Source organism: Stenotrophomonas sp. 10N36, from assembly GCF_056395005.1.
In genome coordinates this window covers 1-26,887 of record NZ_JBFTIS010000005.1, presented here as the reverse complement: position 1 = coordinate 26,887, position 26,887 = coordinate 1, and the positions used below count along the sequence as shown (strand labels likewise).

Genomic DNA, 26,887 nt, shown 5'->3' with positions numbered 1-26,887 from the left:
CGACCAACGCTCGATACCGACCGTGTCGGCGTGGATACCAACCACGTTCCAGTAGGTACCGACCGTTGGTCGGTACGAACACCCGGTGATGCCATGGCGTGCCGACCAACGGTCGGCACCTACCGTGGGGGCGCGGACAGCGACCATGGCGGACGAACAACCGACGATGGCACGGCATGGCGACCAACGCTCGATACCGACCGTGTCGGCGTGGATACCAACCAAATCCGGGTAGGTACCGACCGTTGGTCGGTACGAACACCCGACGATGCCACGGCATACCGACCAACGGTCGACATCGACCGTGTCGGCGTTGATACCAACCAAATCCCGGTAGGTACCGACCGTTGGTCGGTACGAACACCTGGCGATGCCACGCCATGCCGACCAACGGTCGGCACCTACCGTGGGGGCGCGGACAGCGACCATGGCGGCCGAACAACCGACGATGGCACGGCATGCCGACCAACGGTCGGCATCTACCGGGGTTTTACCCGCGGTTGCCGCGGCGCGAGGGCACCAGGGCGAAGTTGTCCACGGCCAGCTTCTCGGCGTGGTTCAACCACGCGCGGATCTCCAGGTCGTCCACTTCGTGGTCCAGGCCGAACGGCACGCTGATGCGGCCTTCGGCATCGGGCTGCACCCACTGCTGGGCCACCACCACCTTGCGCTGCGAGGACACCGCTTCGATCCAGAAACCGCGATCGGGCGACTGCTTGGCCACGAACTGCAGCATGTACTGGCCGGCGCGGGTGCGGCGCCCCTTCTGGGTGATCATGTGCGCCTGGCGGATGCTCGGGCGCGGGCCGTTGAACGGTTCCAGCGGACCATCCACCGCAAAGCCGGTGCGCAGCGCATCGTCGCGGTACAGCTTGATGCCCTTGTCACGGTTGACCAGCATCGCGCACCAGTCGCCATCGGCCGAGCCATCCTCGAACGCTGTGCAGCGGTCCACGTAGGCCAGCGTATTGGCCGGGTCGGCATCATCGAACTGCTTGGACGTGTTTTCCAGGTACACCGACTTCAGGTCGAACTGCTTGTCGTATTCCAGCAGCACCGGCGGCTGCACATGCTGCAGGCCGATCACCACCTGGTTGTCGTCATCGATGCGCAGCTGGCGGGTCTTGTCGCCCAGCCACAGCGAACGCGAGAAGGCCAGGTAACGCGGGTAGTCCTTACCGTTGTCACGCAGCGCCGCAGCGCTGGCACTGTCGGTGCGTTCGGGATCCAGCAGCGAGCGGCCGAAGCCGATCGCCTTGATAGCCGGGTCGATCAGGCTGAGCAGCGTGGCACCGGAATCCAGCGTGGAGCCGGCGGTGGTGGCCAGCTGGCGCGGGGCGATGTCCTTGCCCAGGAACAGCAGCAGGTTCTCGCGCTTCTGATTGGCCAGCACATGGCTGAGGTCGTTGGGCATGGCCAGGTGATCGGAGGCGATGACGATCAGGGTGTCCTGCCCATACGGGCTGGCCTGGATGCGATCGACCAATTTCGAGATCAGGCCATCGGTGCACTTGAGGGCGTTGAGCAGGCCGATGTTGCCGTACTCGCTCTGGTAGCGGGTGCGCTTGCAGGCCACCGGCAGGTGCCCGGCCGGATGGTGGGTGTCCATGGTGAGCGTGGTCAGCATGAACGGCTGGCCGGCCTTGGACAGCTGCTCGAAGCGGTCATACGCCTTGTCCAGCAGCACGTCGTCGTGCACGCCCCAGGTGGAGAAGTGCGAGCGCCCCACCTTCTGCGTCTTGAACCAGGCCAGGTCGTCCACCGCGTCGTACCCGTGCGTGGCCAGGAACTGGCCCTTGCCCGCGAACTGCCCGTTGGCGCCGCCCAGGTAGTGGTTGGTGTAGCCCTGCTGCTTGAGGTAGTCGCCCAGGCACACCGCTTCGGGCAGGAAGCTGCCCATGCGGCCCATGCTGTTCTCATCGTCCTTGGCGGTGGTCAGCGGCACGCCGCACATCGACGACACCAGCCCGGCGATGGTCCAGCCGCCGCCCTCGGCCGAGACCAGCCCGCGTACATCCAGCGCCTGGCCAGCCAGCCGGTTGAGGTTGGGCATCAGGCCCGGGAAGGTGGTTTCATCGAGGTAGGTGCGCTCCAGGCTTTCGCCGTAGATCCACACGATGTTGCGCGGCTTGGCCAGCGCCTGTTGCGGAATGGTGTACTCGGGTGCGATCACGGTGTAGTCCACCGGGCGCATCTGCTGGTACAGGCGCAGGCCGTCGCTGTACAGCGGGCTGACTGCAATGGCCACCAGCCACATCGCGACGAAACCACCGAACACTGCTTTGCCGTGCTCGATGCGGCGCCAGCGCTGCATGCGTGCGGCCGCCAATGGCAGCAGCGAAACCAGCAACAGCGCGATGTAGGCGGCGATGTAATCCTTGAAGTCCGCTACGCCCGCGCCTTCCATGTCGGCACCCAAGTGATACAGCGTGGCCGCGTTGAGCCCATCGCCGGACAGCTTGTTGATCAACCACCACGTACTCAGCAATACCAGCAGCACGGACATCAGGCTGGCCTTCCACCATATCCACTTGCGCGAGGCGAGCAGCAACCAGGAGAGCAGCAACAGAGTCAGCAGCAGGATCCAGAGCATCGGCGGTATCGGTAGTGGAGACAGTTGGTGATGGACGCCATGACGACGTATTTCCCATCCGACCGGCTGTCCAACCACATCTGCATGACAAGCCGATGACCCGATCATGCATGCACGAACCTGACTGAAATGTTTGTTTCAGGATGCTGAAGATGCGCTACAACGCATCGTGTTTCCAGGTGTAAAACACACGTGAAGAAATGCAGTGCAGCGCGGCATCATCGATGGCCGCGCTCTTCCTTCGAACGCGCACGACGATCAAAGATCAGCGCACTGAGGATGATGCCAAGGCCCAATGCCACGCCGATCAGCATCAAGGTGAATGCGATGGCCGGATAGCCGAACAGGTGCCAGCCGGTATCCACTTTCATCATCATGGCCGCGGCAAGAATCAACGCGGCGGTCACAATGCCGGCCGACACGCGGTTGGCGATCTTCTGCAGGTTTTCCATCAGCCGCGATTCTTCCAGCCCGGTCACTTTCATCTGCAGGCGGTTCTCGGCCAGCAGGGCAAGGATGTCGGACATCTTGCGCGGCCCTTCGCGCAGCAGCTGCTGTATCTCCATGGCTTCGCTGGCCAGGTTGGCCGCCGACAGCGATTTCTTCAGGCGCGCACGCATCACGTGCTGCAGCTGTTTCTCCACGATGCGGCGGGTGTCCAGGTCGGGCGACAGCAGCCGGCATACCGTTTCCAGGTTCAACAACGCCTTGCCGAGCAGGCTCAGTTCCGGCGGCGTCCGCAGCCCGCTGGCGGTGGCGATGCGGACCAGGTCGAGCACCACGCGGCCTTCGGAGAAACTGGTGTTGGCGGCATAGCGCGCAATCATCTGCCCGGTTTCGCGCAGGTAGCGTTCTTCGTCGAACGATTCCAGCCGCGTACTGATGCCGATGATCTCATCGGCCACTTCCTCGCCACGCCCGTCCACGGCAGCGAACAGCAGCTTGAGCAGGCGCTCGCGCAGGCGCGGTGGCATGTGCGCAACCATGCCCAGGTCGAAGATCGCCAGGCGACCCTGCGGGGTGACGCGCAGGTTGCCCGGGTGCGGGTCGGCATGGATCTCGCCATGCACGAAGATCTGGTCGATGTAGCCGCGGATCAACGCGGCGGCCAGCGGCGCCATCGGTTCTTCGGTGCGGCGCACATCGGGAATCATGTCCACCCGCACGCCGTTGGCCAGCTCCATGGTGAGCACGCGGTGGCTGCAGTAGTCCCAGATCGGCTGCGGCACCCACAGCGGCTTGAACGGCTTGAGATGCTGGCCGAAGCGCTGCAGGTTTTCCGCCTCTGCCTGGTAGTCCAGCTCCTGCATCAGTGTCTTGGCGAACTCGTTGAGCCAGTCGCGCAGGCGCACCCGGCGGCCCACCTGGGTGAGATGGTCGGCGGCCAGCGCGAAGCTGCGCAGCACCTCCAGGTCCGAGCGCAGCTGCGCGGCCACTTCCGGCTTCTGCACCTTTACCGCCACCTCGCGGCCATCATGCAGCTGCGCGCGGTGGACCTGCGCAATGGAGGCGCACCCCAGCGGCACCGGGTCGAAGCTGGCGAACAGCTTGGACACCGACGCGCCCAGCTCCTGCTCGATGATCTGTGCAATGCGCTCGACCGGAATCGGGGCCACCTTTTCCTGCATGCGTTCCAGCGCGGTGGCAAATTCCACCGGCACCATGTCCGGGCGGGTGGACAGCATCTGCCCCAGTTTGACGAAGGTGGGCCCGAGCGATTCCAGGTCGGTGACGAACTGCTCCGGATTGCCCTCCGGCGGGATGTCGTGCACCGCGCGGGCGTCCAGGTTCATGCCCGAAAACACCCCGGAGTTCCGGTAACGCAGCAGCAGGCGCAGGATCTGGCTGCGGCGGTTCATGCCTTTTACCAGCGATGGCGAGCCGGGGGCGACGGGCGTGGTATTCAAGCAGGGCTCCAGGACGGGTGTCCCCGGCAGTGTGCGGGCGGGCAGGTAGTGGGGCGGTGAATCCGCCGGCATCTACCGCGAACGGGTCAGGATCGGGCAGAATCCACGCTTCCCGCTTGATCTATTGGATTGCCATGGCCGGTGCCAGCCTGTTTGCGTTGCTCGATGACATTGCCACGCTGTTGGACGACGTGTCGGTCCTGACCAAGGTCGCGGCCAAGAAAACCGCCGGCGTGCTGGGCGACGATCTGGCGCTGAACGCGCAGCAGGTTACCGGGGTCAATGCCAATCGCGAGCTGCCGGTGGTGTGGGCGGTGGCCAAGGGCTCGCTGGTGAACAAGGCGATCTTGGTGCCGGCCGCGCTGGCGATCAGCGCGCTGGAAGCCTGGCTGCGCGGCAAGGGGTACCCGGTGCCGATCGTGGTGCCGCTGATGATGATCGGCGGCGCGTTCCTGTGCTACGAGGGCGTCGAGAAGCTGGCGCACCGCTTCCTGCATTCCAAGCAGGAGGACGAGCAGCACAAGGCCGAACGGGTCAAGGCGCTGGCCGACGAGAAGGTCGACATGGTGGCCTGGGAAGGCGAGAAGGTGAAAGGCGCGGTGCGCACCGACTTCATCCTGTCGGCCGAGATCATCGTGCTGTCGCTGGGGGTGGTCTCGGCCGCCCCGTTCCTCAACCAGGTCACCGCGCTGGTGGTGATCGCGCTGGCCATGACGGTGTTCGTCTACGGGCTGGTGGCCGGTATCGTGAAGCTGGATGACCTGGGCTTGTACCTGTCGCGCAAGGGCGCCGGGCTGGCCGCATTCGGCCGTGGTCTGCTGATCGCCGCGCCCTGGTTGATGAAGTTCCTGTCGGTGGCCGGCACCGCGGCGATGTTCCTGGTGGGTGGCGGCATCCTGGTGCACAACGTGCCGGCGCTGCACCACGCCGTGGTCGCCCTGGGGGGTGAAGGCCAGTGGGGCTGGCTGATCAACGCGCTGGGCAACATGGTGGTCGGCGTGATCGCCGGTGCGATCGTGCTGGCCGCGGTGATGGGCTTCCAGAAGCTGCGCGGCAAGAAAGCGGCGCACTGACAGGCGCGCGGTCTGTCAGCTGCCGTTCCAGTCGCGCAGCGCCTCCAGCTCGGCGCGTGCGCGGGCCAGGCGACGCCCGGACAAGGCATCGATCGCGCGCTGCAGGCGGGGTGACGCCGGGGCCTGCCGCTGCCAGCGCCGGGCCAGGAGCAGCAGGGCGGTCATCAGCGCCGCCCCGGCCACCAGCGAGATCAGCAACGCGCGTGCGGCGAAGGCGGACAGGTCGATGCCCCACGCCTGCCACGCCACCAGCACCGGCACCGCCAGCCACAGCCAGCACCAGGGCAGCCCCAGCAACAGTTCGCCGACGGCGGTTTGCATGCGCAACACCGCCAATTGCCGGGACTGCTGCAGCACCGGCTGGTCGGGCTGCAGTTGCCCGCGCAGGTGCAGCCGGGCCGCGCTGACGATGATCACCGCCACGCAGTAAATGTGCAGCGCCACGGCGCTGAGCATCACCGCCAGCGGTGGCTGCTGCCACCACACGCTGCCGCAATACATCGACAGCCCCAGCCAGAACAGCAGCTGCACCACCTGCACCGCACTGAATGCCGACAACTGGCGTTGCGCGGCGTACTGCCGGTGGCGGCGCCAGCTGTTCAAAGCGGCGGTGGCCTCGCTGTCGTCGGCATCGCCGCCGGCCTGGTGCCACAGCTGCTTGAGTGGATCGGTATGCATGACGGTGGCCTCAGGCGGTGGGGTCGAAGCGCGCACGCAGCTGCTGGCGCAGGCGGTGCAGGCGGGTGGACACGTTGGCGGTGCTGATGCCGAGGATGTCGGCGATCTGGCGGTGGTCGTGATCGTCCAGGTGCAGCAGCATCAAGGCGCGGTCCAGCGGCGGAAGCGCGCGGATCGCACCCTCCAGCTGCTGTACGGCGTGCTGCTGTTCGGCCGGTGCACCCTCGTCCACCGGCAAGGTGTCCTCATCCAGCGCGGCGTGGTGGCGCTGGCGCAGTTGCTGCCGGCGCACCTGCGAGATGGCCACGTTGAGCGCGACCCGGTACAGCCAGGTGGAAAAGCGGGCGCGCGCCGGGTCGAAGCTGTCGAACGCGTCCCAGGCCTGCACGCTGATGTCCTGGATCAGGTCGAGCCGGTCTTCCTGGTGCGCGCAGTAGCCGCGTGCGATCTTCAGCACGATGCCGCGATGCTGGTCGAGCAACGCGGCGAAGCGCAGGCGCGGGTCGTGGGCGGCAGGGGTGTTCATGTCCATACCCGGGTGATTCGCGCGGAGGCGGCAGTTATCACAGCGCCTCGGCGGTTATGCCGGTCACCGGGGTGCGTCGGCCGCCTGCACGCGATTCTTGCCGACCCGCTTGGCCGCATACAGGGCCGCATCGGCACGCCGCAGCAGGCCATCCACCGGTTCGCCGGCCTGCCATTGCGCCACCCCCGCGCTGAAGTGCACCGGCACCCGCGTGTCATCCAGCTGCAAGGGGCGCTGGGCCAGCGAGCGCTGCAGCCGCAGCAGGGTGGACATGCTGTCGGCGGCCGGTGTTTCGGGCAGCAGCAGCACGAACTCATCGCCGCCGATGCGGGCGATCGCATCGGTGCTGCGCAGGTGCAGCTGGCAGACCGCCACCAGGTGGCGCAGCACGGCATCGCCGCCGGCGTGGCCGTGGGCGGTGTTGGTCTGGTGGAAGTCGTCCAGGTCGATCAGCGCCAGGGCCAGCGGGTGGCCATGGCGGCCGGCCCGTGCCAGCTCGCGCTCGACCAGTTCGTCGAAGCCGCGGCGGTTGAGCGCCCCGGTCAGCGGGTCGGTGCGGACCAGCCCGGACACATCGCGCAGTTCCTGCTCCAGCTCGGCGATGCGCTGCTCGGCCTGTTCCACTTCGCGGCGTGCATTGCCCAGGTGGTCGCGCGCCTGCAGTGCCTGCTCCTGCACGCGGCCGGTGTCCTGCAGCACGCCCTGCAGCAGCTGGCTGAGATCGGCGATGCTGCGCGCTTCCTTCAGGGCCAGCGCATAACTGCTGATCCGGTCGTGGTACTCGCCGGTGCTCACGGCCATGCCGTCGAGGCGCTCGATGAAGCCGCCCATCAGGCCCTTCATGGCCGCCTTGGATTCGACGATGCCCTGTTTGAGCAGGCCCTGCTTGTAGATTACTTCGCGTAGGTTGGCGCGCGCCTGGTCCACCGAGTCGCGGTCCAGCGGGCCGCTGATCAGCTGGCGCACCGCATGCACCTGGCCATGCAGCCAGCTGCTGTCGTCGAGCAGCTCGCCGATGTTGTCCAGCAGCAGGTCGAACAGGCTCAGCAGCAGTTCCTGCTGTTCCTGCCAGCCATCGCTGCGCACGCCGATCTGGTGGGTCAGCTCGCGCAGGCGCAGTTCGATCGGCTGCAGCGGCTGGCCGGGGTGCCAGTGGCGCAGGTCGGCGGCGATCTGCGCCGGCTCCTCCCGCAGCTCGGGCATGTTCTGCAGCAGGCTGGCCACGGTCACGCCCAGCGTGTGCCGCAGCAGCTCGCGCAGGCGCAGGCTGTCGGGCTGGCCGTCGGGGCTGTCCTGCTCGATGGTGCGGATGTACTTGTCGATCAGCTGGCGCATCGCGCGGCCGTAGCTGACCCAGTCGGCACTGCGCTGCGCCGACTGCAGGCGCAGGCCCATGTCGCCCAGTTCGCCGGGCAGGGTGGACATGCCGTTGGCGAAGGCGGCCAGCAACGGTTCGGGGCTGTCGATGCCGGCGAACAGGCGCTGCAGCATGGCGCTGGTGCCGCCCTTGGGGCCGGGCGCGTCCACGCTGGCGGTGTCGATCACCCGGCTCTCCACCTGGCGCCGCGACAGCAGCCGGCCCACGGCGGTGCCGGGGCTGGGGGGAGCGTCGTGCGGGTCGGTCATGCGCGGATCCTTGGCGGGTCACCGGCGGGGCAGCCGGGCGGGTGGAAGAGGTTGGAACAGTATCGGCGCGGTGCAGGCCGGCTTGAACGCGGGACGGGCACGGCAGCTGTGCCACGATGGTAGGCAATCTGACGGTGGGAGCGTGCGATGAAGGTGATGCTGGTGGGGGCAACCGGGCTGGTGGGCGGGCAGGTGCTGCAGCAGCTGCTGGATGACCCGCGCTGCGATGCGGTGGTGGCGCCCACCCGGCGGCCGCTGGCGCACGCCGACCCGGCCCTGCACAACCCGGTGGTCGACTTCGAGCGGCTGCCGGTGGACGCGACCTGGTGGGCGGTGGATGCGGTGGTCTGCGCGCTGGGCAGCACGATCAAGCAGGCCGGCAGCCGCGCGGTGTTCGCCCGGATCGACCACGACTACCCGCTGCAGGTGGCCACCCTGGCCCAGGCCCACGGGGCGCACGCGTTCGTGCTGAATTCGGCGATGGGCGCCGATGCGCAGTCGCGGATCTTCTACAACCAGGTCAAGGGCCGGCTGGAACAGGACCTGCGCGGGCTGGGCTACCGCTCGCTGACGCTGGTACGCCCCGGCCTGATCGGCGGCGAACGCAGCGAACGCCGCACCGGCGAGCACCTGGCCAGCCTGGTGCTGGGAGCGCTCGGCCCGGTGCTGCCACGCGCCTGGCGGATCAACCCGGCGGTGAACATCGCCGCGGCGATGGTGGAGGCAGCACTGGCCCCGCGCCCGGGCGTCCAGATCGTAGGCGCAGCAGCCCTGGCCGGGTAGAGCCGACCGTTGGTCGGCTGCACAGAACCCCACCCGGAGGTAGAGCCGACCGTTGGTCGGCTGCAGGAACCCACCGACGTAGAGCCGACCGTTGGTCGGCTGCAGGAAACCCACCGAGGTAGAGCCGACCGTTGGTCGGCTGCACGGTATCCGGAGGAGCCGGCCAGCGGCCGGCACTACCGGGCGCGCAAACAACAACGGCCACCTTGCGGTGGCCGTTGTCGTATCCGTCATTGCCCGCCGACCAACGGTCGGCAGCTACCCGCTCGCGCAGATCAGCTGGCCAGCGCCAGATCATCCAGCATCGCCCGCAGGAAGCGCGCCGCCTCACCGCCGGTCGCCGCGCGGTGGTCGAAGGTGACCGACAGCGGGATCACCTTGTGCGCTTCCACGCCGCCCATCACCGGGGTCATCTGGTGGCGGGCACGACCGGCACCGACGATGGCCACGCACGGCGGCACCACGACCGGGGTCGCGTAGCGGCCAGCGAACATGCCGAAGTTGGACAGCGAGATGGTGTAGCCGCTCAGCTCGGACGCGGCGATCGAGCGCGATTCCACCTGCTCGCGCAGGCGGTTCACGCCCTCGCGGATGCCACGGGCGTCGAGCATGTCAGCGTTGCGCAGGGCAGGCACGAACAGGCCGTCGTCGGTGTCCACCGCGATGCCGATGTCCACCTGGTTGTGCAGCGTGCGGGTGAGCGCATCGCCGTCGAACCACGCGTTCAGGGCCGGCACCTTCTGGCAGGCCGCCACGATCGAGCGCACCAGGCGCGCGGTGACGTCGTTGCCCGGCACCCAGGCGTGGATGTCGGCGTCGTCGTTGAGCGTGGTCGGCACGACCTTGCTGTGCGCATCGGCCATGACCCGCGCCATGTTGCGGCGCACGCCCTTGAGCGGTTCCGGCTGGCCCTTGGCCACCACGCCCGGCGGCTGGGTGCGCATCGGGCGACCGGCGGCCGACAGCGGCGTACGCGATTCGGCGGCGCGCGCCACCGGTGCCGGTGCAGCTGCAGCCGGTGCGGCCACGGCGGCGCGTGCCGGCGCAGCGCCGACCTTGGCGCTGCCATCGGCGGCGGCCTGCTTGACGTCGGCCATGGTCACCGCGCCATCGGTGCCGGTGGCACGCACGCGGGTGAGGTCCACGCCCAGCTTGCGCGCGGTGGCGCGCACGGCCGGCACGGCCTTGACCCCGCCCACGGCGACGGCCTGTTCGGCGTGCACGGCATTGGAGCTCTGCATGGCGCCGACCACGGTGCCGGCGTCATCGCGCTCGGCGCCGGGCTTGGCGATCTCGCCACCGTTGTCCGACGCCACTACCTTGTCCGGCTGCGCGGCCGCGGTCTGGCCGGTGCTGGGGGTGGGCGACGGCGCGGCATGCCCGTGGCTGTGGCCGGTGTCCTGGCCATCGGCGCGCTGCGGCATGTTCGGGTCCAGTTCGAACTGGGCCAGCACGCTGCCGGTGGGAATGATGTCGCCTTCACCGCCGGCCAGCGCCAGCACCTTGCCGGAGAACGGCGAGGGCACTTCGACCACGGCCTTGGCGGTCTCCATGGACACCAGCGGCGCGTCGAGCGCGATCACGTCGCCTACCTTGACGAACCACTCCACGATCGTGGCGTCCGGCAGGCCTTCGCCGAGGTCGGGCAGGTGGAAATTCTTGTTCTCACTCATGTGCAGTTCTCTTCCAGCAGTTCGAGATCGCGGGCCGGCAACCAGCCCGTCGCGCCGTTCGCGCGCTCGGACCACCACCAACCACCGTGTTCATGATGCAGTTTGACCAGTTCACCGCTGTCCACATCCAGTTCGCGGGCGTCATAGTCGCGCAGGGCTTCTGCGCGACCTTCGTCCAGCAACTGCAACCACGCCACCGGTGCCCAGCCGGCACGCCCGTCATCGGTGCGTACCCAGGCAAACGCCGGCCATTCCTCGTCACGAACACCCAGTTCGACGATCTGGCCGGTGCGGAACCGGAGCGGGTTGGGGTACTGGCTGCGGTACGGGCCGAGGAGGCGGGCCCGCACGTCAGCCTGCCGCAATGGCGCGTTTGGCCGCGCTGACGATCCGGTCCACGCTCGGCAGGTACTTCATTTCCAGGCGGAACAACGGAATGTGGGTGTCATAGCCGGTGACGCGCTCGACCGGTGCCAGCAGGTCGTACAGCGATTCCTCGGCCAGGCGCGCGGCGATTTCCGCACCGAAGCCGGCCGTCTTCGGCGCCTCCTGCACGATCACGCAACGGCCGGTCTTGGCCACCGATTCGGCGATGGTGGCAAAGTCGAGCGGACGCAGCGTGGCCACGTCGATCACTTCGGCACTGATGCCTTCGCCGGCCAGCTTGTCGGCCGCTTCCAGCGCTTCCTTCACCTGCGCGCCCCAGGTCACCAGGGTCACGTCGGTGCCGTCGCGCAGCACGAAGCACACGTCCAGCGGCAAGGCTTCGCCGTCATTGACGACCACTTCCTTGTACTGGCGGTAGATGCGCTTGGGCTCCATGTAGATCACCGGATCCGGTTCGCGGATCGCGGCCAGCAGCAGGCCATAGGCGCGCTGCGGCGAGGACGGCAGCACCACGCGCAGGCCCGGCACGTTGGTGAAGATGGACTCGTTGGCTTCGCTGTGGTGCTCCGGCGCGCGGATGCCACCGCCCCACGGCACGCGCAGCACCATCGGGCAGTGCAGGCGGCCACGGGTGCGGTAACGCAGGCGCGCGGCGTGGCAGATGATGTGGTCCACCATCGGGTACATGAAGCCGTCGAACTGGGCTTCGGCCACCGGCTTCATGCCCTGTGCGGCCAGGCCGATGGTCAGCCCGGCGATGGTGGTTTCATCCAGCGGGGTGTCCAGGATGCGGTCGGCGCCAAAGCGCTGCTGCAGGCCGGCGGTGGCGCGGAACACGCCGCCGTTGACGCCCACGTCTTCGCCCAGCACCAGCACCGACTTGTCGTGCTCCAGCTCCCAGGCCAGCGCCTGGGTGATGGCTTCGATGAGGGTGATCGGGGTGGTGGTCATGATGTCTTCTCCGCGCGCGACGGCGGCGCTGTCGGCGGCGTTGGTCTGCGCGCTGGAGGCGCCGTTCTTGATCTCATCCATGGCGCTGCTCCAGGGCGATCGCCTGCGCACGCTGGGCCAGCAGGTCCTGCGGCGGATCGGCATACAGGAAGTCGAACATCGCCTCCACCGGCTGCACCGGGGTATTGAGGTACAGGTTCACTTCTTCGTCCACGCGCTTGCCGCACTCGGCGGTCCAGGCGGCTTCCTCTTCCTCGCTCCACACACCGGCGTTGGTGAGGTACTTGCGCAGGCGCAGCATCGGCTCGCGCTGCCAGGCATCCTTCACTTCGGCGTCGTCGCGGTAGCGGCGCGCGTCATCGGCGGTGGTGTGGTCGGACAGGCGGTAGGTCATCAGTTCCAGCACGGTGCCGCCGTCGCCGGCCAGCGCGCGTTCGCGCGCCTGCAGCATGGCGGCCATCACCGCGATCAGGTCGTTGCCGTCCACCTGCAGGCAGAACAGGCCACCGGCCAGCCCCTTCTGCGCCAGCGTTTCGGCGCCGGTCTGGGCCGAACGCGGGACCGAGATGGCCCAGCCGTTGTTGACGATGCACAGGATCAGCGGGAGCTTGTAGGCACCGGCGGAGTTCAGGGCAGCGTAGAAGTCGGTCTTGGAGCTGCCGCCATCGCCACACACCGCCACCGCGATCTGCTTTTCATTGTTGAGCTTGAACTTCAGCGCCGCGCCGGCCGCATGCAGGCACTGGGTGGAAATCGGCACGCAGAACGGGAAGTCCTTGGCCGCGTTGCCGCCGTAGTCGTTGCCACGCTCGTCGCCGCCCCAGTACATCAGCACGTCGTGCGGGCGCACGCCACGCATGAACATCGCGCCGTACTCGCGGTAGGACGGTGCGAACACGTCGTCCTTCTGCATCGAGGCGCCAATGCCCACGTGCGCGGCTTCGTGGCCCAGGCAGGCCGCGTAGGTACCCAGCTTGCCGGTGCGCTGCAGCGCGATCGACTTGCCGTCGAACACGCGCACGAACAGCATCTGCTTGAACATCGGCAGCAGCGCGCGTGGATCGCGCAGGGCCTCGGGCAGGTCATCGCGGACGAGCGTGCCGTCCGTGTCCAGGTACTGCAGGTATTCGATCTTGAACTCAGCGGCAACCGTCATTGCGTACTGCACCTTCGACAGGAAGTTACAAATGATATGAATTGCCATGTTAAGGAAGGCGTACGAAAAAGCCGTCCTGCGGCGCAGCAAGTGTCCCGGTGGACAATACGCCCATATACCCCGTAAGGGGCGCGAAATGCCAATGACTGCAACGTATTCAGTTGCTGCAACCGGGCATGAGCGGCGGTTGCCGGGGCAGGGCGGGTGGCCGCCGCCGCCGGTCGGCCCGCGCAGAATCCGGGCCCGGCCTGGGCACCACACGCCGGCGCATGGCACCCGCCGCCCGGGAGCGCATGCTGTGCGCTACCCTTTGACCCCCTCATTTGGCCCACGCCATGTCCGTCGAGAAGAACCAACGCGACCTCGAAGCCGGTATCCACACCGATCTGCAGGGGCGCCTGACCTACGGCGGCTACCTGCGGCTGGACCAGCTGCTCAGCGCCCAGCAGCCGCTGTCCAACCCGCCGCACCACGATGAGATGCTCTTCATCATCCAGCACCAGACCTCCGAGCTGTGGCTGAAGCTGCTGGCCCACGAACTGCGCGCGGCCATCGGCTTCCTGCAGCGCGACGAGGTCTGGCAGTGCCGCAAGGTGCTGGCGCGCAGCAAGCAGGTGCTGCGCCAGCTCACCGAGCAGTGGTCGGTGCTGGAAACCCTGACCCCGTCCGAGTACATGGGCTTCCGCGACGTGCTGGGCCCGTCCTCGGGCTTCCAGTCGCTGCAGTACCGCTACATCGAGTTCCTGCTGGGCAACAAGAACGCGCAGATGCTGCAGGTGTTCTCGCACGACCCGGCCGGCCAGGCGCAGCTGCAGGAAGTGCTGGACGCGCCCAGCCTGTACGAGGAATTCCTGCGCTACCTGGCCCGCTTCGGCCACCCGGTACCGGCCGAGTACACCGGCCGCGACTGGCAGCAGCCGCACGTGGCCGACGACGCCCTGCACCCGGTGTTCGAGCGGATCTACCAGAACACCGACCGCTTCTGGCGCGAGTATTCGCTGTGCGAGGACCTGGTGGACCTGGAGACCGCGTTCCAGCTGTGGCGCTTCCGTCACATGCGCACGGTGATGCGGGTGATCGGCTTCAAGCGCGGCACCGGCGGCTCCAGCGGGGTCGGCTTCCTGCGCCAGGCGCTGGAGCTGACCTTCTTCCCGGAGCTGTTCCAGGTGCGCACCACGATCCGCAACGACGACCCGATGCCGCCGGACGCCTGAGTCCGCGCGGGCACCGATCGCCCTATTCATCATGACACCCGGATGACCACGGGGCTGCCCGCAGCCCCCGCCGTTGCTGCGCTGGCGGGCCCTCCCCGACGGTTGCAGGTGCAAGTTCAGCGAGCATGCCGTCACCTGCACGGATCAGCGTGTATTTGACGTGAACGCCGTTGGTCTGGGATTCTCCCGCGCTGTTCGCACATCGGACGTGCATGTCTTCCACCGAACCCAGGAATCCCGCATGAGCGTAGACGCCGCCGCGAAATCCGTTCCCGACCCGGCGCTGCCGGATTTCAAGACCACGCTGGGCCATCCGCGCCCGTTGTGGATGCTGTTCATGACCGAATTCTGGGAGCGCTTCGCGTTCTACGGCGTCCGCTGGGCGCTGGTGCTGTACATCGTGTCGCAGTTCTTCGAGGGCGACTCGGCCGGCCAGGCTGCCGCCAGCCGCACCTACGGTGCCTACCTGGCGCTGGTCTACGCCGCGGCCATCTTCGGCGGCTACGTGGCCGACCGGGTGCTGGGCTACCAACGCTCGATCCTGACCGGCGCGGTGATCATGGCCGCCGGCCTGTTCATGGTCGCCATGCCCAACAAGGAAGTGTTCGAGTTGGGCCTGGCCACGATCATCATCGGCAACGGCCTGTTCAAGCCCAACATTTCCACCATGGTCGGCAAGCTGTACGGCCTGAAGGATGAGCGGCGCGACTCGGGCTTCACCATCTTCTACATGGGCATCAACATCGGCGCGATGATCGCCCCGGTGCTTACCCAGTACCTGGCCGAACGGGTGTTCGGCACCCAGGCGATGCCGTCCTACAAGATGGTCTTCATCGCCTCGGGCATCGGCATGCTGATCAGCCTGGCGTGGTTCTACGTCGGCCGTGCCGGCCTGAAGGGCATCGGCGCACCGCCGGTGGGCGCCGAAGGGTTCGGCCGCATCATCATGGTGTTCGTGGGCGCGATCGTCGCCATCCCGGTGGCCTACTTCCTGCTGTCCACCGGCGCCACCGCGCTGGCCTGGATCCTGGGCGTGATGTTCATCGCGCTTGGCGTGCTGCTGCTGGTTGAAGGCATCCGCGAGGGCAAGGTCCAGCGCGATCGCGTGATCGCCATGCTGATCATCTTCGTCTTCAACGTGATGTTCTGGATGTTCTTCGAACAGGCCGGCAGCTCGTTCACCTTCCTGGCCGATGAGATCGTCAACCGCCAGCTCGGCGGCTGGACCTTCCCGACCGCGTGGTTCCAGTCGGTCAACTCGGTGGCCATCATCACCCTGGCCCCGATCATTGCCTGGATCTGGATCAAGCTCGGCCGCGCCAACCCGTCGATCCCGCGCAAGTTCGGCCTGGGCCTGCTGTTCAACGGCGCGGCCTTCGCGCTGCTGATGCTGGCCCTGTCGAGCATGGTGGTGGACGGCAAGATCCCGTTCTGGACGCTGTTCATGGTCTACGTCATCCAGTCGGTCGGTGAGCTGTGCCTGTCGCCGATCGGCCTGTCGATGGTGACCAAGCTGGCCCCGGTGCGCCTGGTGGGCTTCGGCATGGGCGGCTGGTTCCTGTCCACCGGCATCGGCAACAACCTGTCGGGCATCTTTGCCGGCGTGGTCAGTGGCGAAGGCGGCATGACCGTGGAATCGGCCCTGAAGGGCTACACCTTCGGTTTCTGGGCGTTGATCATTTCCGGTGCGCTGCTGTTCCTGCTCGCCCCGCTGATCAACAAGCTGATGCACGGCGTCAAGTGAGGTCGATGATGCGCATGCACGCATGGGGTGGTGCGATGATCGTGGCCGGCCTGCTGGCCGCCTGCTCGCCGTCGTCGGCGCCTGCTACCGCGCCTGCGCAGCCGGTGGACACCACCGAGCAGAAGGCGCCGGTCGCTGATCCCAGCGTACCGGTGGCCTCGGGCAATACCCCGGCCGCGGCGGATGTCGCCGCCGTGGCGGCGCTCAACGCGCAGTTCGACCCGGCCCGCGATCCGGTCGCCGACCTGGCCACGGCCAAGGTCGAGGCTCAGCGCGGGGGCAAGCGGATCGTGCTGGACGTGGGCGGGGAGTGGTGCTCGTGGTGCCACCTGATGGATGCCTTCATCGAGGGCGATGCGGAGATCCGCAGCTTCCGCGACGCCAACTTCGTGTGGATGAAGGTCAATTACAGCGAAGACAACGAGAACGCGGCATTCCTGTCGCAGTTCCCGGCGATCAAGGGCTACCCGCACCTGTTCGTGCTCGACGCCGACGGCAAGCTGCTGCACTCGCAGTTCACCGGCGAGCTGGAGGCCGACAAGGGTCAGCCGAAGGGGTACAACCGCACGCGGTTCTTCGCCTTCATGAAGGACTGGGCGCCTGCCAAGGCGCCGTGATCCAAGCGCTGCGGCAGTCCACGTAACGTGGATCGGTCAAGAAGAACGCCTCGATGCCTCTCGGCATCGGGGCTTTTTTTTGGTTCTTCTCTCATCTGAGGGGAGCGTGTTGTTGCAAGGGCCGTCGCAGCGTGAGCACGACGCTACGCGGGTGGGCATGTGTGCAGGCGCCTTGGATCGGCCGGCGTCTTTGACCGGGCTGGTCGCGCGTGTGAGGGCCCCGTAGCAGCCGGTAGGCCCCTGGCGCAAATGTCCCCCGGCCGCGGGGCGGCCTCCTCCTTTATTTTGCCCAGGAGCCTACCGGCCGCTACGGGGCTCGGCTTGCGRTAAGCAGGGGAAGCCAGGCTTTTCTGGCGCTGTCGGYGGGTCGGGCGCTGGGCCCCAACGCCCGCGTAATGCCGTCCGCAGCGGCTGTCAACGCAGTCGCAAATGCATCACGGCATCTCTGACCCGCTGCCGGATTCCAGGCCTGGCGTGCCGCTAGCGCAGCACGCAGATGCCGAAGGTTTCCGTGTCCGGATGGGCCACTGCCTCATCGGCCAGGTCACACACCAGCGTCAACGGCCGGCCCGGCACTTCGCCCAGACGGTCGTAGTTGTGCTTGGCCATGTACCAGCCCTTGTGCTCCTTGCCCTGGTAGCGCAGCGTGATGCGCTGGACGATCACCGGCTCATGCGGCAGCAGGCGGGCGGTCCATGACGTGCCTGTCACTTCCGCAAAGTGGAAACGCCCCTGCGCATCGGTGGTCACGGTCGTGGTGCGCTTCTGTTCGCCCCAGCGCCAGTGGTAGTCCTGCTCGACCTCCACGCCCTGCGCCGGTTGCCCGTTCAGCAGTACCGTGCCGTGCACCTCGGAAAACAGATACAGCGTCTTTGAAAAAGCCATCGCCCATCCTGGTGTGAGAAGTCCTGCCAGCAGCAGCGTGCAGCACGCCCATCGCATCCGGTTGGAGAAGGTCATTGGCTTCCTGCTGTGCACGCTGTTCCAGCCGCTATGGTCGCATCAACCGCTCCGGCACCGAAACCGCCCCTCAACTTCCGCAGGCCGCTGCCGTTACCTCCAAGGACCTCATGCCGCGCGTGTTTCGTGGCGCACACCAATGGACGGATACGCATGCAGCCGGGCACCAACGACAGCACTTCGGACACCAGCCTTGATGTCACCGGCGGGGTAAGCCTGCCCCCGGTGGATGTGCTGCTGGACGACCACGGCACGTTGGACGGCGGCGATGCGCACGACGATGCGCCGGCCCCTGGCGCCATCCGCTACCGGCTGCCGCTGGTGGCGGTGCCCGACAACGTGATGCTCAAGGCCGCGGTGCAGAAGCTGGTCGAGCAGAAGGCGCAGCTGGACCTGCTGGCGCGCAACCCGGCCCTGGCCGGGCTGCTGCCGCCGGAATGGCAGGGAAGCGGTTTGCGCGCGCTGGACCTGCAGAGCTTCGTGCTGTCGGTGCTGCCGTTCCTGCAGAACGCGGCCAAGGCCGAGACCGCCCCGGCGCGGCTGCCGCTCAAGCATGTGCTGGGCGACGCCGGCCGCTGGGACCGCGACGACGTGGACGAGCCCAAGTCGCTGGCCTTCTTCCTGGCCAGCGACGACCGCGCCAGTGCCGGGGTGAAGGATCCGGCCGAGGCCTATCTGGTGGGGGCGCTGGGCCTGGCCTGGGCGCACGAGGGCCGCACCCGTCCTGGCTTCCTGCGTCAGATGGGCTACGACAGCATGGCCGCCCGGGTGAGCATGCTGCCGTACCCCGAACCGGGTCAGCTGGCGCTGTACGCGGTGGTGGCCCATGGCGTGAGCCAGCTCTGGTGCGTGCTCGACCGGCGCAAGCTGCGCCCGCTGCTGGCGCCGTGGATCAGCGTGCCGTTGTTGACCGCTTACGGGGTCACCGCTCCGATGACGTGGCCGACCTCGTTCCCGCCGGTGGAGGAGGTGGCGCAGATGCTGGCCGTGGCGCGCACCGGCAAGGGGCCGGTGGAAGTGGACCTGACCAAGGTGGCGGCCAAGGTCAAACAGGACGCCTCGGCCGAAACGTGGATGCCGGTGAGCCTGCTCCAGGTAGGCACCTGGGCGCCGCGCTGGGGCTACTTCATGGCCACCTTCATCGGCCTGCCCTCGGCCCTGCTGGTGCTGGCCGCGCTGGCCCTGCCCAATGCCATCGAGGCGGCGGTAGTGGCCGCCTCGCTCGCCTTCGCCGGCGGCGCCATCGGTGCGCTGGCTGCGCCGTGGGTGCATGCGCGGCGCAAGCATCTGAGCTGACGCGCAACGACCAACGGTCGTTGCCTACCGGCGTAGGTACCCACCGTTGATGGGAACCCTGTCTGGAGGAAAGCCCCCTTGGAGTCCAAGGGGGCGCGCCGAAGGCGCGGGGATGTGGGTGATGGTGAGGGGGGCCCGCGTTTTGCGCAGCAAAGCGTGGGAGCGGAAGCGCGAATGCGCAATCGCTACGTAGGTACCCACCGTTGGTGGGTACGCCTGTCGCTCAGCCCTGGTCCATCTTCTGCAGGCCTTCCCCGGCCAGGCGCAGGATCAGCGTCTCCAGCATCTGTTCCTCCTCCTCGCTCAGCACGGACATCAGCTTGCGGGTGATCTCGATCACCAGCGGTGCGATGGTCTCGTACACCTCGAAGCCGGCCGCCGACAGCGCCAGCACCGAGCGGCGCCGGTCGTCGCCGTGGGTTTCACGCTTGATGAAGCCACGCTCGAGCAGTCTGGCCACGGCGCGGCTGACGGCCACCTTGTCCATCGCGGTGCGGTCGGACACTTCGCTGGCCGACGAGCCCGGATACAGCGCCAGAATGGTGATGACCCGCCATTCCGGGATCGCCAGACCATAACGGTCCCCATACAGCTTGGCGATATTGCCGCTGACCCGGTTGGACAGGACGCTCAGCCGGTACGGCAGGAACTGTTCCAGGTCGAGCAGGGCGTGCGAGGCACGGATGCTGTGGCTGCTGGGATCGGGTGGGTTCATGCTGCGGTGCACCTTGATGGTGGTTTCATGTGAAACTATAAACCTTAGTTCCGGACACCGCATTCTCGCGGGTCTGCCCGCCTCCCGCACCTGGTTTTTTCCGATGCGGACTTTGCTTTGGAGCCACATCATGAACAGCCAACCGAGCACCGCGTCCCACGCACCCGATCCGGGCATGCAGGTCACCACCTTCGAAAACCCGATGGGCATCGACGGGTTCGAGTTCGTCGAGTTCGCCGCGCCGGCCGGCCGCGCCGCCGAACTGCACGACTACTTCCGCAAGATGGGCTTCACCGCCGTGCTGCGCCACAAGCGCCGCGCCATCACCGTGTACCGCCAGGGCGACGTCAACTTCCTGGTCAACGAAGAACCCGATTCGTTCGCCTCGGACTTCGCTGAAAAGCACGGCCCGTGCGCCTGTGGTTTCGCCATCCGCTTCCAGAAGCCGGGTGACGACGTGTTCCAGATGGCGCTGGGCAACGGCGCCGAAGCGATCGACTTCAAGCCGGACAGCAAGGCCGTGCCGGCCCCGGTGATCAAGGGCATCGGCGACTGCATGCTGTACCTGGTGGACCGCTATGGCGCCAACGGCAGCATGTTCGATGCCGACTACGCGCCGATCGAAGGCGTCAACACGCGCCCGACCGGGTTCGGCCTGACCTTCATCGACCACCTCACCCACAATCTGTACTTCGGCAACATGCAGCAGTGGTCGGACTACTACGAGCGCCTGTTCAACTTCCGCGAAATCCGCTACTTCGACATCAAGGGCCTCAAGACCGGCCTGGTGTCCAAGGCGATGACCGCCCCGGACGGCATCGTGCGCATCCCGCTCAACGAATCGTCCGATCCGAAGAGCCAGATCAACGAGTACCTGGACGCCTACAAGGGCGAGGGCATCCAGCACATCGCCTGCTTCACCGACAACATCTACGACACCGTCGAGGCGATGCGTGCGCAGGGCGTGGAATTCCTGGATACCCCGGACACCTACTTCGACGTGATCGACATGCGCGTGCCGGGCCACGGCGAAGACGTGGCGCGCCTGGCCAAAAACAAGATCCTGATCGACGCCGATCCGGAAACCAAGCAGCGCAAGCTGCTGCAGATCTTCACCACCAACTGCATCGGCCCGATCTTCTTCGAGATCATCCAGCGCAAGGGCAACGAAGGCTTCGGCGAAGGCAACTTCACCGCGCTGTTCGAGAGCATCGAACGCGACCAGATGAAGCGCGGCGTGCTGTAACGTAACCCGGCATAGGTCCGGCGCGGCGCCCGCCACGCCGGACCCTCCGTACCGCCGGGCGCTGCCCGGCTGCTGCAAGGCCGGACATACCCGTAGAGCCGGGCTCTGCCCGGCTGCTCCAACGCACGACCATCGCACACCTCCCAGGCTCCGCCAGGACACGCACAGATGAGCACCTCCATCACCGCCCGCGGTTACCAGACCGGCTTCGGCAACGAGTTCGCCACTGAGGCCGTCCCCGGCGCGCTGCCGGTAGGGCGCAACTCGCCACAGCGGGTGGCGCATGGCCTGTACGCCGAACAGTTGTCGGGCACTGCGTTCACCGCACCGCGCGGCAGCAACCGGCGCAGCTGGCTGTACCGGATCCGCCCGGCGTTGGCGCACGGTGAGTTCACTGTCTACGCCCAGCCGCACCTGCACGGCGACTTCGCCGCGGGGGCGGTGTCGCCCAACCAGCTGCGCTGGGACCCGCTGCCGCTGCCCGGCACCCCCACCGATTTCATCGATGGCCTGTACACCATGGGCGGCAACGGCGCGCCCGACGCGCACCATGGCGTGGGCATCCACCTGTACGCGGCCAACGCCGACATGCAGGGCCGCTACTTCTACAACGCCGACGGCGAGCTGCTGATCGTGCCGCAGCTGGGTCGCCTGCGCCTGCTCACCGAGCTGGGCGTGGTCGAGATCGAGCCGCAGCAGGTGGCGGTGATTCCGCGTGGCGTGCGCTTCCGGGTTGAACTGCCCGACGGCCAGGCACGTGGCTACATCTGCGAGAACTTTGGCGCCCTGCTGAAGCTGCCCGACCTGGGGCCCATCGGCTCCAACGGTCTGGCCAACCCGCGTGATTTCGAAACGCCGCAGGCCGCCTTCGAGAACATCGAGGGGGACTTCGAGCTGATCGCCAAGTTCGGCGGCCAGCTGTGGCGCGCGCCCATCGGCCACTCGCCGCTGGACGTGGTCGCCTGGCACGGCAACTACGCACCGTACCGCTACGACCTGCGCCGCTTCAACACCATCGGCTCGATCAGCCACGACCATCCGGATCCGTCGATCTTCCTGGTGCTGCATTCGCCCAGCGACACCCCGGGGACCAGCAACATGGACTTCGCCATCTTCCCGCCGCGCTGGCTGGTGGCGCAGGACACGTTCCGGCCGCCGTGGTTCCACCGCAACATCGCCAGCGAGTTCATGGGCCTCATCCACGGTGCCTACGACGCCAAGGCAGCCGGCTTCGTGCCCGGGGGCGCCTCGCTGCACAACTGCATGAGCGGGCACGGCCCGGATGCGGCCACGTTCGACAAGGCCTCTGCGGCTGACCTGAGCAAACCGGACGTGATCAAGGACACCATGGCCTTCATGTTCGAAACCCGTGGGGTGATCCGCCCGACCGCGCAGGCCATGGACGCCGCGCACCGGCAGCGCGATTACCAGCAGTGCTGGCAGGGCCTGAAGGCGAACTTCACCGCGTGAGCGCGACCCTGCCGCACGCGTCACTGAACCTGCTGCACGAGGCGGCCATCTCGTTGCGGCTGCCCGCCAGAGCGYGTTTCGTTGGCGAGCATATCGAGGGTCTGCACCTGCGCGGCGTCAGCCTGGAAGCGCCGCTGTTCGAGCGCTGCACGCTGCAACGTACCGTCTTCGAGGGCTGCGATATGTCCGAGGTGCGGTTCTTCGAGCGCACCGTGATGGAGGCGTGCAAGTTCACCCGTGTCGACTTTCGCGCCAGTGGCCTCAATGACACCGTGTTTCGCGGCTGCGTCTTCGACACCTGCGATTTCCGCCAGAGCCGTTTCGATGCCTGCGTGCTCGACGGCTGCACCTTCATCAACTGCCGGATCGTCGACACCGGCATGCCGGCACACGCCACCACCGGCTGCCGGTTCGAGGGCGTGCTGAAGGACGTGAGGTTTGTTGCCGCCGGTACACCGGCCTTGCTGGATGCGGACTTCAGCGCCTGCGTTCTGGACTACGTGTCCTTCGAGAACTGCCGGCTGGATAACGTCATTCCGCCACGCGATCCGCGCCATGTTTTCCTGCCGGACATCGCCGCACGTGCGCGCCGGGCGTTGGAGGCGTTGTCCGCGGCACCGGCCGATGCCGCCACCAAGGTGCTCACGCGCCGCCTTCGCCGCTACGCGCAGATGCAGGGCGACATCCTCAACGTGGACAACCTGCGCCATGTGGAAGAACCGGCGGTTGCAGAGGCGTTGATTGTGGCGCTGACCGCGCCCTGAGGTGCCACCGCAGGCAACGTGCGAAAGCGCCGTCATCGCCGAGGCGCCGCAGGGCAGTTGACTGCTCATTCTCTCCCCGCGTTGGTCGGGGTGTTGCGTCGGGACGCCGCAGGTCCACGCCAGGAGAGATTCGGGCCAGCCCTCAGTCGCGGTTCAAGTGGCGTCGGGTCAATAGCACGCGATCAATGCGAACCTCATCTGCCTCACGCTGGTAGGCAATGAGGTGCCTACCGTCGCGAGTTGCATAGATGAACGTTCCTTCCACCCAGCCCGACCGATAACGCGCGGCACCGTCCAGTGCGTTGCCTTCCTGCTCAATCGCGTCATCGCGCTCAACAGCTGCAGTGAACAGCTGCGGGTCGGGTACTTCACAGGCGCGCTCAAGCGCCTCGACCAACCGCGCTGTTCTGTCCTCGATGGCGCGCCTGCTCCAGGCAACCGTCATTTCGTGCGTGCGTGGCGCTTCATTGCCGACTGAAGATCGCGGCTGAGCCGTGTCTTCAGTGCATCCATCTGCTGGCGTGCTTCGGTGCTGGACAATGCGGGTCGTGCGTCTGCACGTGATTCCGCTACGGCGTCCCTGATCTGATCGAGGTACGCGGCATCGTCATGCAGTTGCTTCAGTGCACGTGCCCGATCCGGACGGGAGCGACGAATGGGATCGGCGCCTGCCGTTGCCGTGGCATCCACGCGATACCGCGTGATGCCCAGTTTGGAAAGCACCCGCGCAGCGGCCTGGACGCCGGAGAACAGACGCGGCGCACCATCCTTGGTGCCCAAGGCCCGCTCGCTGTTTTCCAAGGCGAAGGTGATCGTGTAGCCATCGGCTGCCGCAACCAAGGTCGTTTCCCGCACGCTGCCGGCCCCAGCCAGCTCGCGGACAGTCGCCAGTTTGATTGTGCTGACCATGATGGACTCCCAATCAATAGTTACATGGGAATCATACATCAATGAATCCTCTGGCTCGGGCGATGCCTGACACCGTGCCCGCAGCGTCCGGCCATGTCCAATTCAAGGTCTTCATCACAACCAGCATCGCGCAATGCGTGATCAAACGGCGAGCGTCTGGAACCCGTCGACCTGCTCCTTCGGCAGCACTTCCAGCAGGCGCTGGCGGACCCGCTCGGCATAGCCGGGCGAGGTGAGCGCGGGCAGCGCATCCAGCGCGGTATGCAGGCCGGCGATCACCGCCTCGTCGCTGCGTGCCTGCTGCAGCGCATGCAACAGCGCGGCCGCGTGGGGGTGCCGTTGCAGTTCCAGGATGCCCAGCAGGTAGATGCGCGCGGCCACCAGCGAGCGCCGGCGCTCGGTCGGGACTGCTGCCGGTGCCGCGGGCGTCGGCACGGGCTCAGGGGCGGGCGGTGGCGTGGGCTCGGCTGCGGCGCTGGACACCAAGTACCCGGCCTGGATCAGCTGGATCACCATTGCTGACGCTTCCGGCCCGATCATGGCGGTGAGCTGCGGCAGATCGCGTTGGCCGTCGCACAGGATCAGCAGGCGGCGCTGGCGCATGTCCAGGGGCGCACGGTGGGCCTGCAGGGCGGTGCGGGCGAGGTCGGTCTTGCGCGGTTGCATGGGCGTGGGGTCGATGCGGTGCAGGCCGAGCCTGAACGCGGCAGGTGAAACCGCGATGACAATCACGTTCCTGCATGCAGCCACTGCACAGCGTTCGCGCTAGGCTGCCGACCACCGACTGGAGGAAGTGCAGATGAAGCAGCTGGGAAGCGTTCTGGCATTGGGCATCGCGTTGGCACTGAGCAGCTGCGACCGCACCCCTGAAACCCCGTCGAAGGACGCCGAGGCCGCCGTGCCGACGCCGGTCGACACAACGCCGGCCGCGCCCGCCGCACCGCCTGCAGCGCCCGCAGCGCCCGCAGCGCAGGACCCGGCCGCCGCCGGCCCGGCGCGGCTGGATGGCTATGGCCCGCTGACCCTGGGCAGCACCCTGGACGCGGTGCGAGCCGCCTGGAAGGCGCCGCTGCAGGGCGAGGTGCCGGACGACTACTGCCATGCACTGCGCCCGGAAGGGGCACAGGCCGAGGACGTGATCCTGATGATCGAAGGCAAGCGTCTGGTCCGCTACGACGTGCGCAACGACCGCATCACCGCGCCCGGGGGCGGCAAGGTCGGTATGTCGCTGGGCCAGCTGCAGACCCTGTACCCCGACCGCGGCGATGTCACCCCGCACAAGTACGACGAGAAGGGCCACAACCTGCGCGTGCGGCCGGCCACCGAGGGCGGCGCGCTGATCAACTTCGAGATCAACGGCGACGGCAATGTCAGCGCCTGGCGGGTCGGCCAGACCCCGCAGGTGGACTACGTCGAAGGCTGCTCGTAAGCCTGCTGCGGCGCGCGCCGTGGGCAGGCCGCGCCGCTTCTGCCGAGGGGCGCCCGATTCCTCACCCCCTGCGTGCGGTCTGGCTCTAGAATCGGCCCATTGATGCCTGGGGATTGCCGATGATTGCTGCCACTGCTTGGTTCCTGCTGGGATTGCTGCTGCTGGCACTGGGCGGCGATTCGATCGTCAAGGCGGCCTCCGGCCTGGCCCAGCGCTTCGGCGCCTCGCCGTTCATGGCCGGGCTGCTGCTGGTGGCCTTCGGCACCTCGCTGCCGGAACTGGTGGTCAACGCGCGTGCGTTCGTGGTGGGAGCCGAAGAGCTCGCGCTGGGTAACGCGGTGGGCAGCAATATCGTCAACGTCGGCCTGACCTTGGGCCTGGCCGCGCTGGCGGCCCCGCTGCTGGTGCGCGCGCGGCTGCTGTCGCCGCTGCTGGTGCTGGTGGCGCTGGCGAGCCTGGCGCTGATCGTGTTCGGCCTGGACGGCGTGGTGACGCGCTGGGAAGGCGGCCTGCTGCTGCTCGGCTTCGTGGCGTCGCTGGTGTTCGTGCTGCGCCGCGCGCGGCTGGAATCGGACCCCGTGCGCGAGGCCATCGCCGGCTATGCGATGACCCGCACCGGCCTGTTCCTCAACCTGGTGCGGGTGGTGTTCGCCGGGGTGTGCCTGTACTACGGCGCGCGCTGGATCGTGCAGGCCGCGCCGGTGTTCGGCGCGGGGCTGGGCTGGTCGCCGTTGCTGGTGGGCCTGTTGCCGGTGGCCATTGGCACCGCGCTGCCCGAAGTGGCGGCGGCGGTGGCGGCGGCACGGCGCGGGCAGGGCGACATGGTGCTGGGCCACGTGATCGGCTCGAGCCTGTTCAACCTGCTGGTGGTGGTGGGCGGCATGGCCGCACTGCGGCCGCTGGCCGTACCGGCGTCGTTCGTGCGCCTGGAGCTGCCGGCGGCGATCGCCTTCGTGCTGGTACTGTACCCGATGTTGCGTGGCGACCTGACCGTCAGCCGCCGCGAAGGCGGCGTGCTGCTGGTGGCGTTCCTGGGCTGGGTGGCGCTGGAGCTGGCGCTGGTTTGGGGCGGCTGAGAGGCCGCGTCGGCGGCCGTCGCGCTCCGGGGTAGAGCCGACCGTTGGTCGGCTGCTTTGGGCGCGATGTGGGAGCAGCCGACCAACGGTCGGC

At 67.5% G+C, this 26,887-nt stretch carries 25 protein-coding genes; 11 read left to right on the top strand and 14 right to left on the bottom strand.

What is annotated here, in order from left to right:
• Positions 1-490: 490 nt before the first annotated feature.
• Together AC1DCJ_RS07160 and AC1DCJ_RS07155 are read right to left on the bottom strand one after the other, a co-directional pair.
• A complete protein-coding gene (locus AC1DCJ_RS07160) occupies positions 491-2,593 on the bottom strand; it encodes a phosphoglycerol transferase I (RefSeq protein ID WP_478070537.1) in 2,103 nt (700 codons plus the stop codon).
• A gap of 218 nt (positions 2,594-2,811) precedes the next feature.
• Positions 2,812-4,452 (bottom strand): ABC1 kinase family protein, encoded by a 1,641-nt coding sequence (locus tag AC1DCJ_RS07155; protein ID WP_394343873.1) that lies wholly within the window; start codon positions 4,450-4,452, stop codon positions 2,812-2,814.
• A 182-nt stretch (positions 4,453-4,634) separates the two neighbouring features.
• Here AC1DCJ_RS07155 and AC1DCJ_RS07150 point away from each other — a divergent pair, with 182 nt between their 5' ends.
• Positions 4,635-5,573, top strand: a complete 939-nt coding sequence (locus tag AC1DCJ_RS07150; protein WP_314404575.1) for a DUF808 domain-containing protein — start codon at positions 4,635-4,637, stop codon at positions 5,571-5,573.
• Between the two features lie 15 nt (positions 5,574-5,588).
• Here the strand turns inward: AC1DCJ_RS07150 and AC1DCJ_RS07145 are convergent, their stop codons facing one another.
• The 3 genes from AC1DCJ_RS07145 to AC1DCJ_RS07135 are packed head-to-tail and all read right to left on the bottom strand — an operon-like array spanning position 5,589 to position 8,403.
• Positions 5,589-6,251, bottom strand: a complete 663-nt coding sequence (locus AC1DCJ_RS07145) for a hypothetical protein (RefSeq protein ID WP_478070536.1) — start codon at positions 6,249-6,251, stop codon at positions 5,589-5,591.
• 10 nt (positions 6,252-6,261) lie between these two features.
• On the bottom strand, positions 6,262-6,783 hold the full coding sequence (locus tag AC1DCJ_RS07140; RefSeq protein WP_478070535.1) for an RNA polymerase sigma factor: 522 nt from the start codon (positions 6,781-6,783) through the stop codon (positions 6,262-6,264).
• Between the two features lie 57 nt (positions 6,784-6,840).
• Complete coding sequence (locus AC1DCJ_RS07135) at positions 6,841-8,403, bottom strand: GGDEF domain-containing protein (RefSeq protein WP_428712152.1); 1,563 nt, start codon at positions 8,401-8,403, stop codon at positions 6,841-6,843.
• 147 nt (positions 8,404-8,550) lie between these two features.
• Between AC1DCJ_RS07135 and AC1DCJ_RS07130 the strand changes: the two genes are divergently transcribed.
• Positions 8,551-9,186 (top strand): NAD(P)H-binding protein, encoded by a 636-nt coding sequence (locus AC1DCJ_RS07130; protein ID WP_478070534.1) that lies wholly within the window; start codon positions 8,551-8,553, stop codon positions 9,184-9,186.
• 275 nt (positions 9,187-9,461) lie between these two features.
• Here AC1DCJ_RS07130 and AC1DCJ_RS07125 read toward each other — a convergent pair whose 3' ends face one another.
• From AC1DCJ_RS07125 to pdhA, 4 genes are read right to left on the bottom strand one after another with little or no spacing between them, the layout of a single operon-like run.
• On the bottom strand, positions 9,462-10,859 hold the full coding sequence (locus AC1DCJ_RS07125; protein ID WP_478070533.1) for a dihydrolipoamide acetyltransferase family protein: 1,398 nt from the start codon (positions 10,857-10,859) through the stop codon (positions 9,462-9,464).
• Positions 10,856-11,209, bottom strand: coding sequence for an SH3 domain-containing protein (locus tag AC1DCJ_RS07120; protein WP_038685760.1), 354 nt, complete (start codon positions 11,207-11,209; stop codon positions 10,856-10,858). Before AC1DCJ_RS07120 ends, AC1DCJ_RS07125 begins: the two co-directional genes overlap by 4 nt.
• Position 11,210: 1 nt before the next feature.
• The gene (locus tag AC1DCJ_RS07115; RefSeq protein WP_141057826.1) at positions 11,211-12,278 is read right to left on the bottom strand and encodes an alpha-ketoacid dehydrogenase subunit beta; all 1,068 of its coding nucleotides are present in this window, start codon (positions 12,276-12,278) and stop codon (positions 11,211-11,213) included.
• Entirely contained in the window at positions 12,271-13,353 is a 1,083-nt protein-coding gene (gene pdhA / locus AC1DCJ_RS07110) for a pyruvate dehydrogenase (acetyl-transferring) E1 component subunit alpha (RefSeq protein WP_038685762.1), read from the bottom strand. The genes AC1DCJ_RS07115 and pdhA overlap by 8 nt, the downstream gene beginning before the upstream one ends.
• 335 nt (positions 13,354-13,688) lie before the next feature.
• Between pdhA and AC1DCJ_RS07105 the strand changes: the two genes are divergently transcribed.
• From AC1DCJ_RS07105 to AC1DCJ_RS07095, 3 genes are all read left to right on the top strand, one after another.
• Positions 13,689-14,567: a tryptophan 2,3-dioxygenase gene (locus AC1DCJ_RS07105; protein WP_038685763.1), complete on the top strand. Its 879-nt coding sequence runs from the start codon at positions 13,689-13,691 to the stop codon at positions 14,565-14,567.
• Positions 14,568-14,808: 241 nt separating this feature from the next.
• Entirely contained in the window at positions 14,809-16,311 is a 1,503-nt protein-coding gene (locus AC1DCJ_RS07100; RefSeq protein WP_478070532.1) for a peptide MFS transporter, read from the top strand.
• A 14-nt stretch (positions 16,312-16,325) separates the two neighbouring features.
• Entirely contained in the window at positions 16,326-16,928 is a 603-nt protein-coding gene (locus AC1DCJ_RS07095; RefSeq protein ID WP_394343872.1) for a thioredoxin family protein, read from the top strand.
• Between the two features lie 480 nt (positions 16,929-17,408).
• Here the strand turns inward: AC1DCJ_RS07095 and AC1DCJ_RS07090 are convergent, their stop codons facing one another.
• The gene (locus AC1DCJ_RS07090; RefSeq protein WP_258317393.1) at positions 17,409-17,813 is read right to left on the bottom strand and encodes a DUF4198 domain-containing protein; all 405 of its coding nucleotides are present in this window, start codon (positions 17,811-17,813) and stop codon (positions 17,409-17,411) included.
• A gap of 228 nt (positions 17,814-18,041) precedes the next feature.
• Here AC1DCJ_RS07090 and AC1DCJ_RS07085 point away from each other — a divergent pair, with 228 nt between their 5' ends.
• A complete protein-coding gene (locus AC1DCJ_RS07085; RefSeq protein ID WP_141057824.1) occupies positions 18,042-19,184 on the top strand; it encodes a hypothetical protein in 1,143 nt (380 codons plus the stop codon).
• 223 nt (positions 19,185-19,407) lie between these two features.
• On the opposite strand, the gene AC1DCJ_RS07080 is transcribed toward AC1DCJ_RS07085, so the two are convergent.
• Entirely contained in the window at positions 19,408-19,899 is a 492-nt protein-coding gene (locus AC1DCJ_RS07080) for a MarR family winged helix-turn-helix transcriptional regulator (RefSeq protein WP_128095606.1), read from the bottom strand.
• 130 nt (positions 19,900-20,029) lie between these two features.
• Between AC1DCJ_RS07080 and hppD the strand changes: the two genes are divergently transcribed.
• The 3 genes from hppD (at position 20,030) to AC1DCJ_RS07065 (ending at position 23,379) form a co-directional block, all read left to right on the top strand.
• On the top strand, positions 20,030-21,145 hold the full coding sequence (gene hppD, locus AC1DCJ_RS07075; protein WP_181406166.1) for a 4-hydroxyphenylpyruvate dioxygenase: 1,116 nt from the start codon (positions 20,030-20,032) through the stop codon (positions 21,143-21,145).
• A gap of 168 nt (positions 21,146-21,313) precedes the next feature.
• Positions 21,314-22,615, top strand: a complete 1,302-nt coding sequence (gene hmgA, locus AC1DCJ_RS07070) for a homogentisate 1,2-dioxygenase (protein ID WP_478070531.1) — start codon at positions 21,314-21,316, stop codon at positions 22,613-22,615.
• Positions 22,612-23,379, top strand: a complete 768-nt coding sequence (locus tag AC1DCJ_RS07065; RefSeq protein WP_478070530.1) for a pentapeptide repeat-containing protein — start codon at positions 22,612-22,614, stop codon at positions 23,377-23,379. The genes hmgA and AC1DCJ_RS07065 overlap by 4 nt, the downstream gene beginning before the upstream one ends.
• Positions 23,380-23,521: 142 nt before the next feature.
• Here the strand turns inward: AC1DCJ_RS07065 and AC1DCJ_RS07060 are convergent, their stop codons facing one another.
• The 3 genes from AC1DCJ_RS07060 to AC1DCJ_RS07050 all read right to left on the bottom strand — a co-directional run bounded on the left by AC1DCJ_RS07060 (position 23,522) and on the right by AC1DCJ_RS07050 (position 24,954).
• Positions 23,522-23,824 (bottom strand): plasmid stabilization protein, encoded by a 303-nt coding sequence (locus AC1DCJ_RS07060; RefSeq protein WP_478070529.1) that lies wholly within the window; start codon positions 23,822-23,824, stop codon positions 23,522-23,524.
• On the bottom strand, positions 23,821-24,327 hold the full coding sequence (locus AC1DCJ_RS07055) for a hypothetical protein (RefSeq protein ID WP_478070528.1): 507 nt from the start codon (positions 24,325-24,327) through the stop codon (positions 23,821-23,823). Before AC1DCJ_RS07055 ends, AC1DCJ_RS07060 begins: the two co-directional genes overlap by 4 nt.
• Before the next feature lie 102 nt (positions 24,328-24,429).
• Positions 24,430-24,954: a hypothetical protein gene (locus tag AC1DCJ_RS07050; RefSeq protein ID WP_428712132.1), complete on the bottom strand. Its 525-nt coding sequence runs from the start codon at positions 24,952-24,954 to the stop codon at positions 24,430-24,432.
• Between the two features lie 133 nt (positions 24,955-25,087).
• Between AC1DCJ_RS07050 and AC1DCJ_RS07045 the strand changes: the two genes are divergently transcribed.
• Together AC1DCJ_RS07045 and AC1DCJ_RS07040 are read left to right on the top strand one after the other, a co-directional pair.
• The gene (locus AC1DCJ_RS07045; RefSeq protein ID WP_478070527.1) at positions 25,088-25,717 is read left to right on the top strand and encodes a hypothetical protein; all 630 of its coding nucleotides are present in this window, start codon (positions 25,088-25,090) and stop codon (positions 25,715-25,717) included.
• Between the two features lie 119 nt (positions 25,718-25,836).
• Complete coding sequence (locus tag AC1DCJ_RS07040) at positions 25,837-26,793, top strand: sodium:calcium antiporter (RefSeq protein ID WP_478070526.1); 957 nt, start codon at positions 25,837-25,839, stop codon at positions 26,791-26,793.
• Positions 26,794-26,887 lie beyond the last annotated feature (94 nt).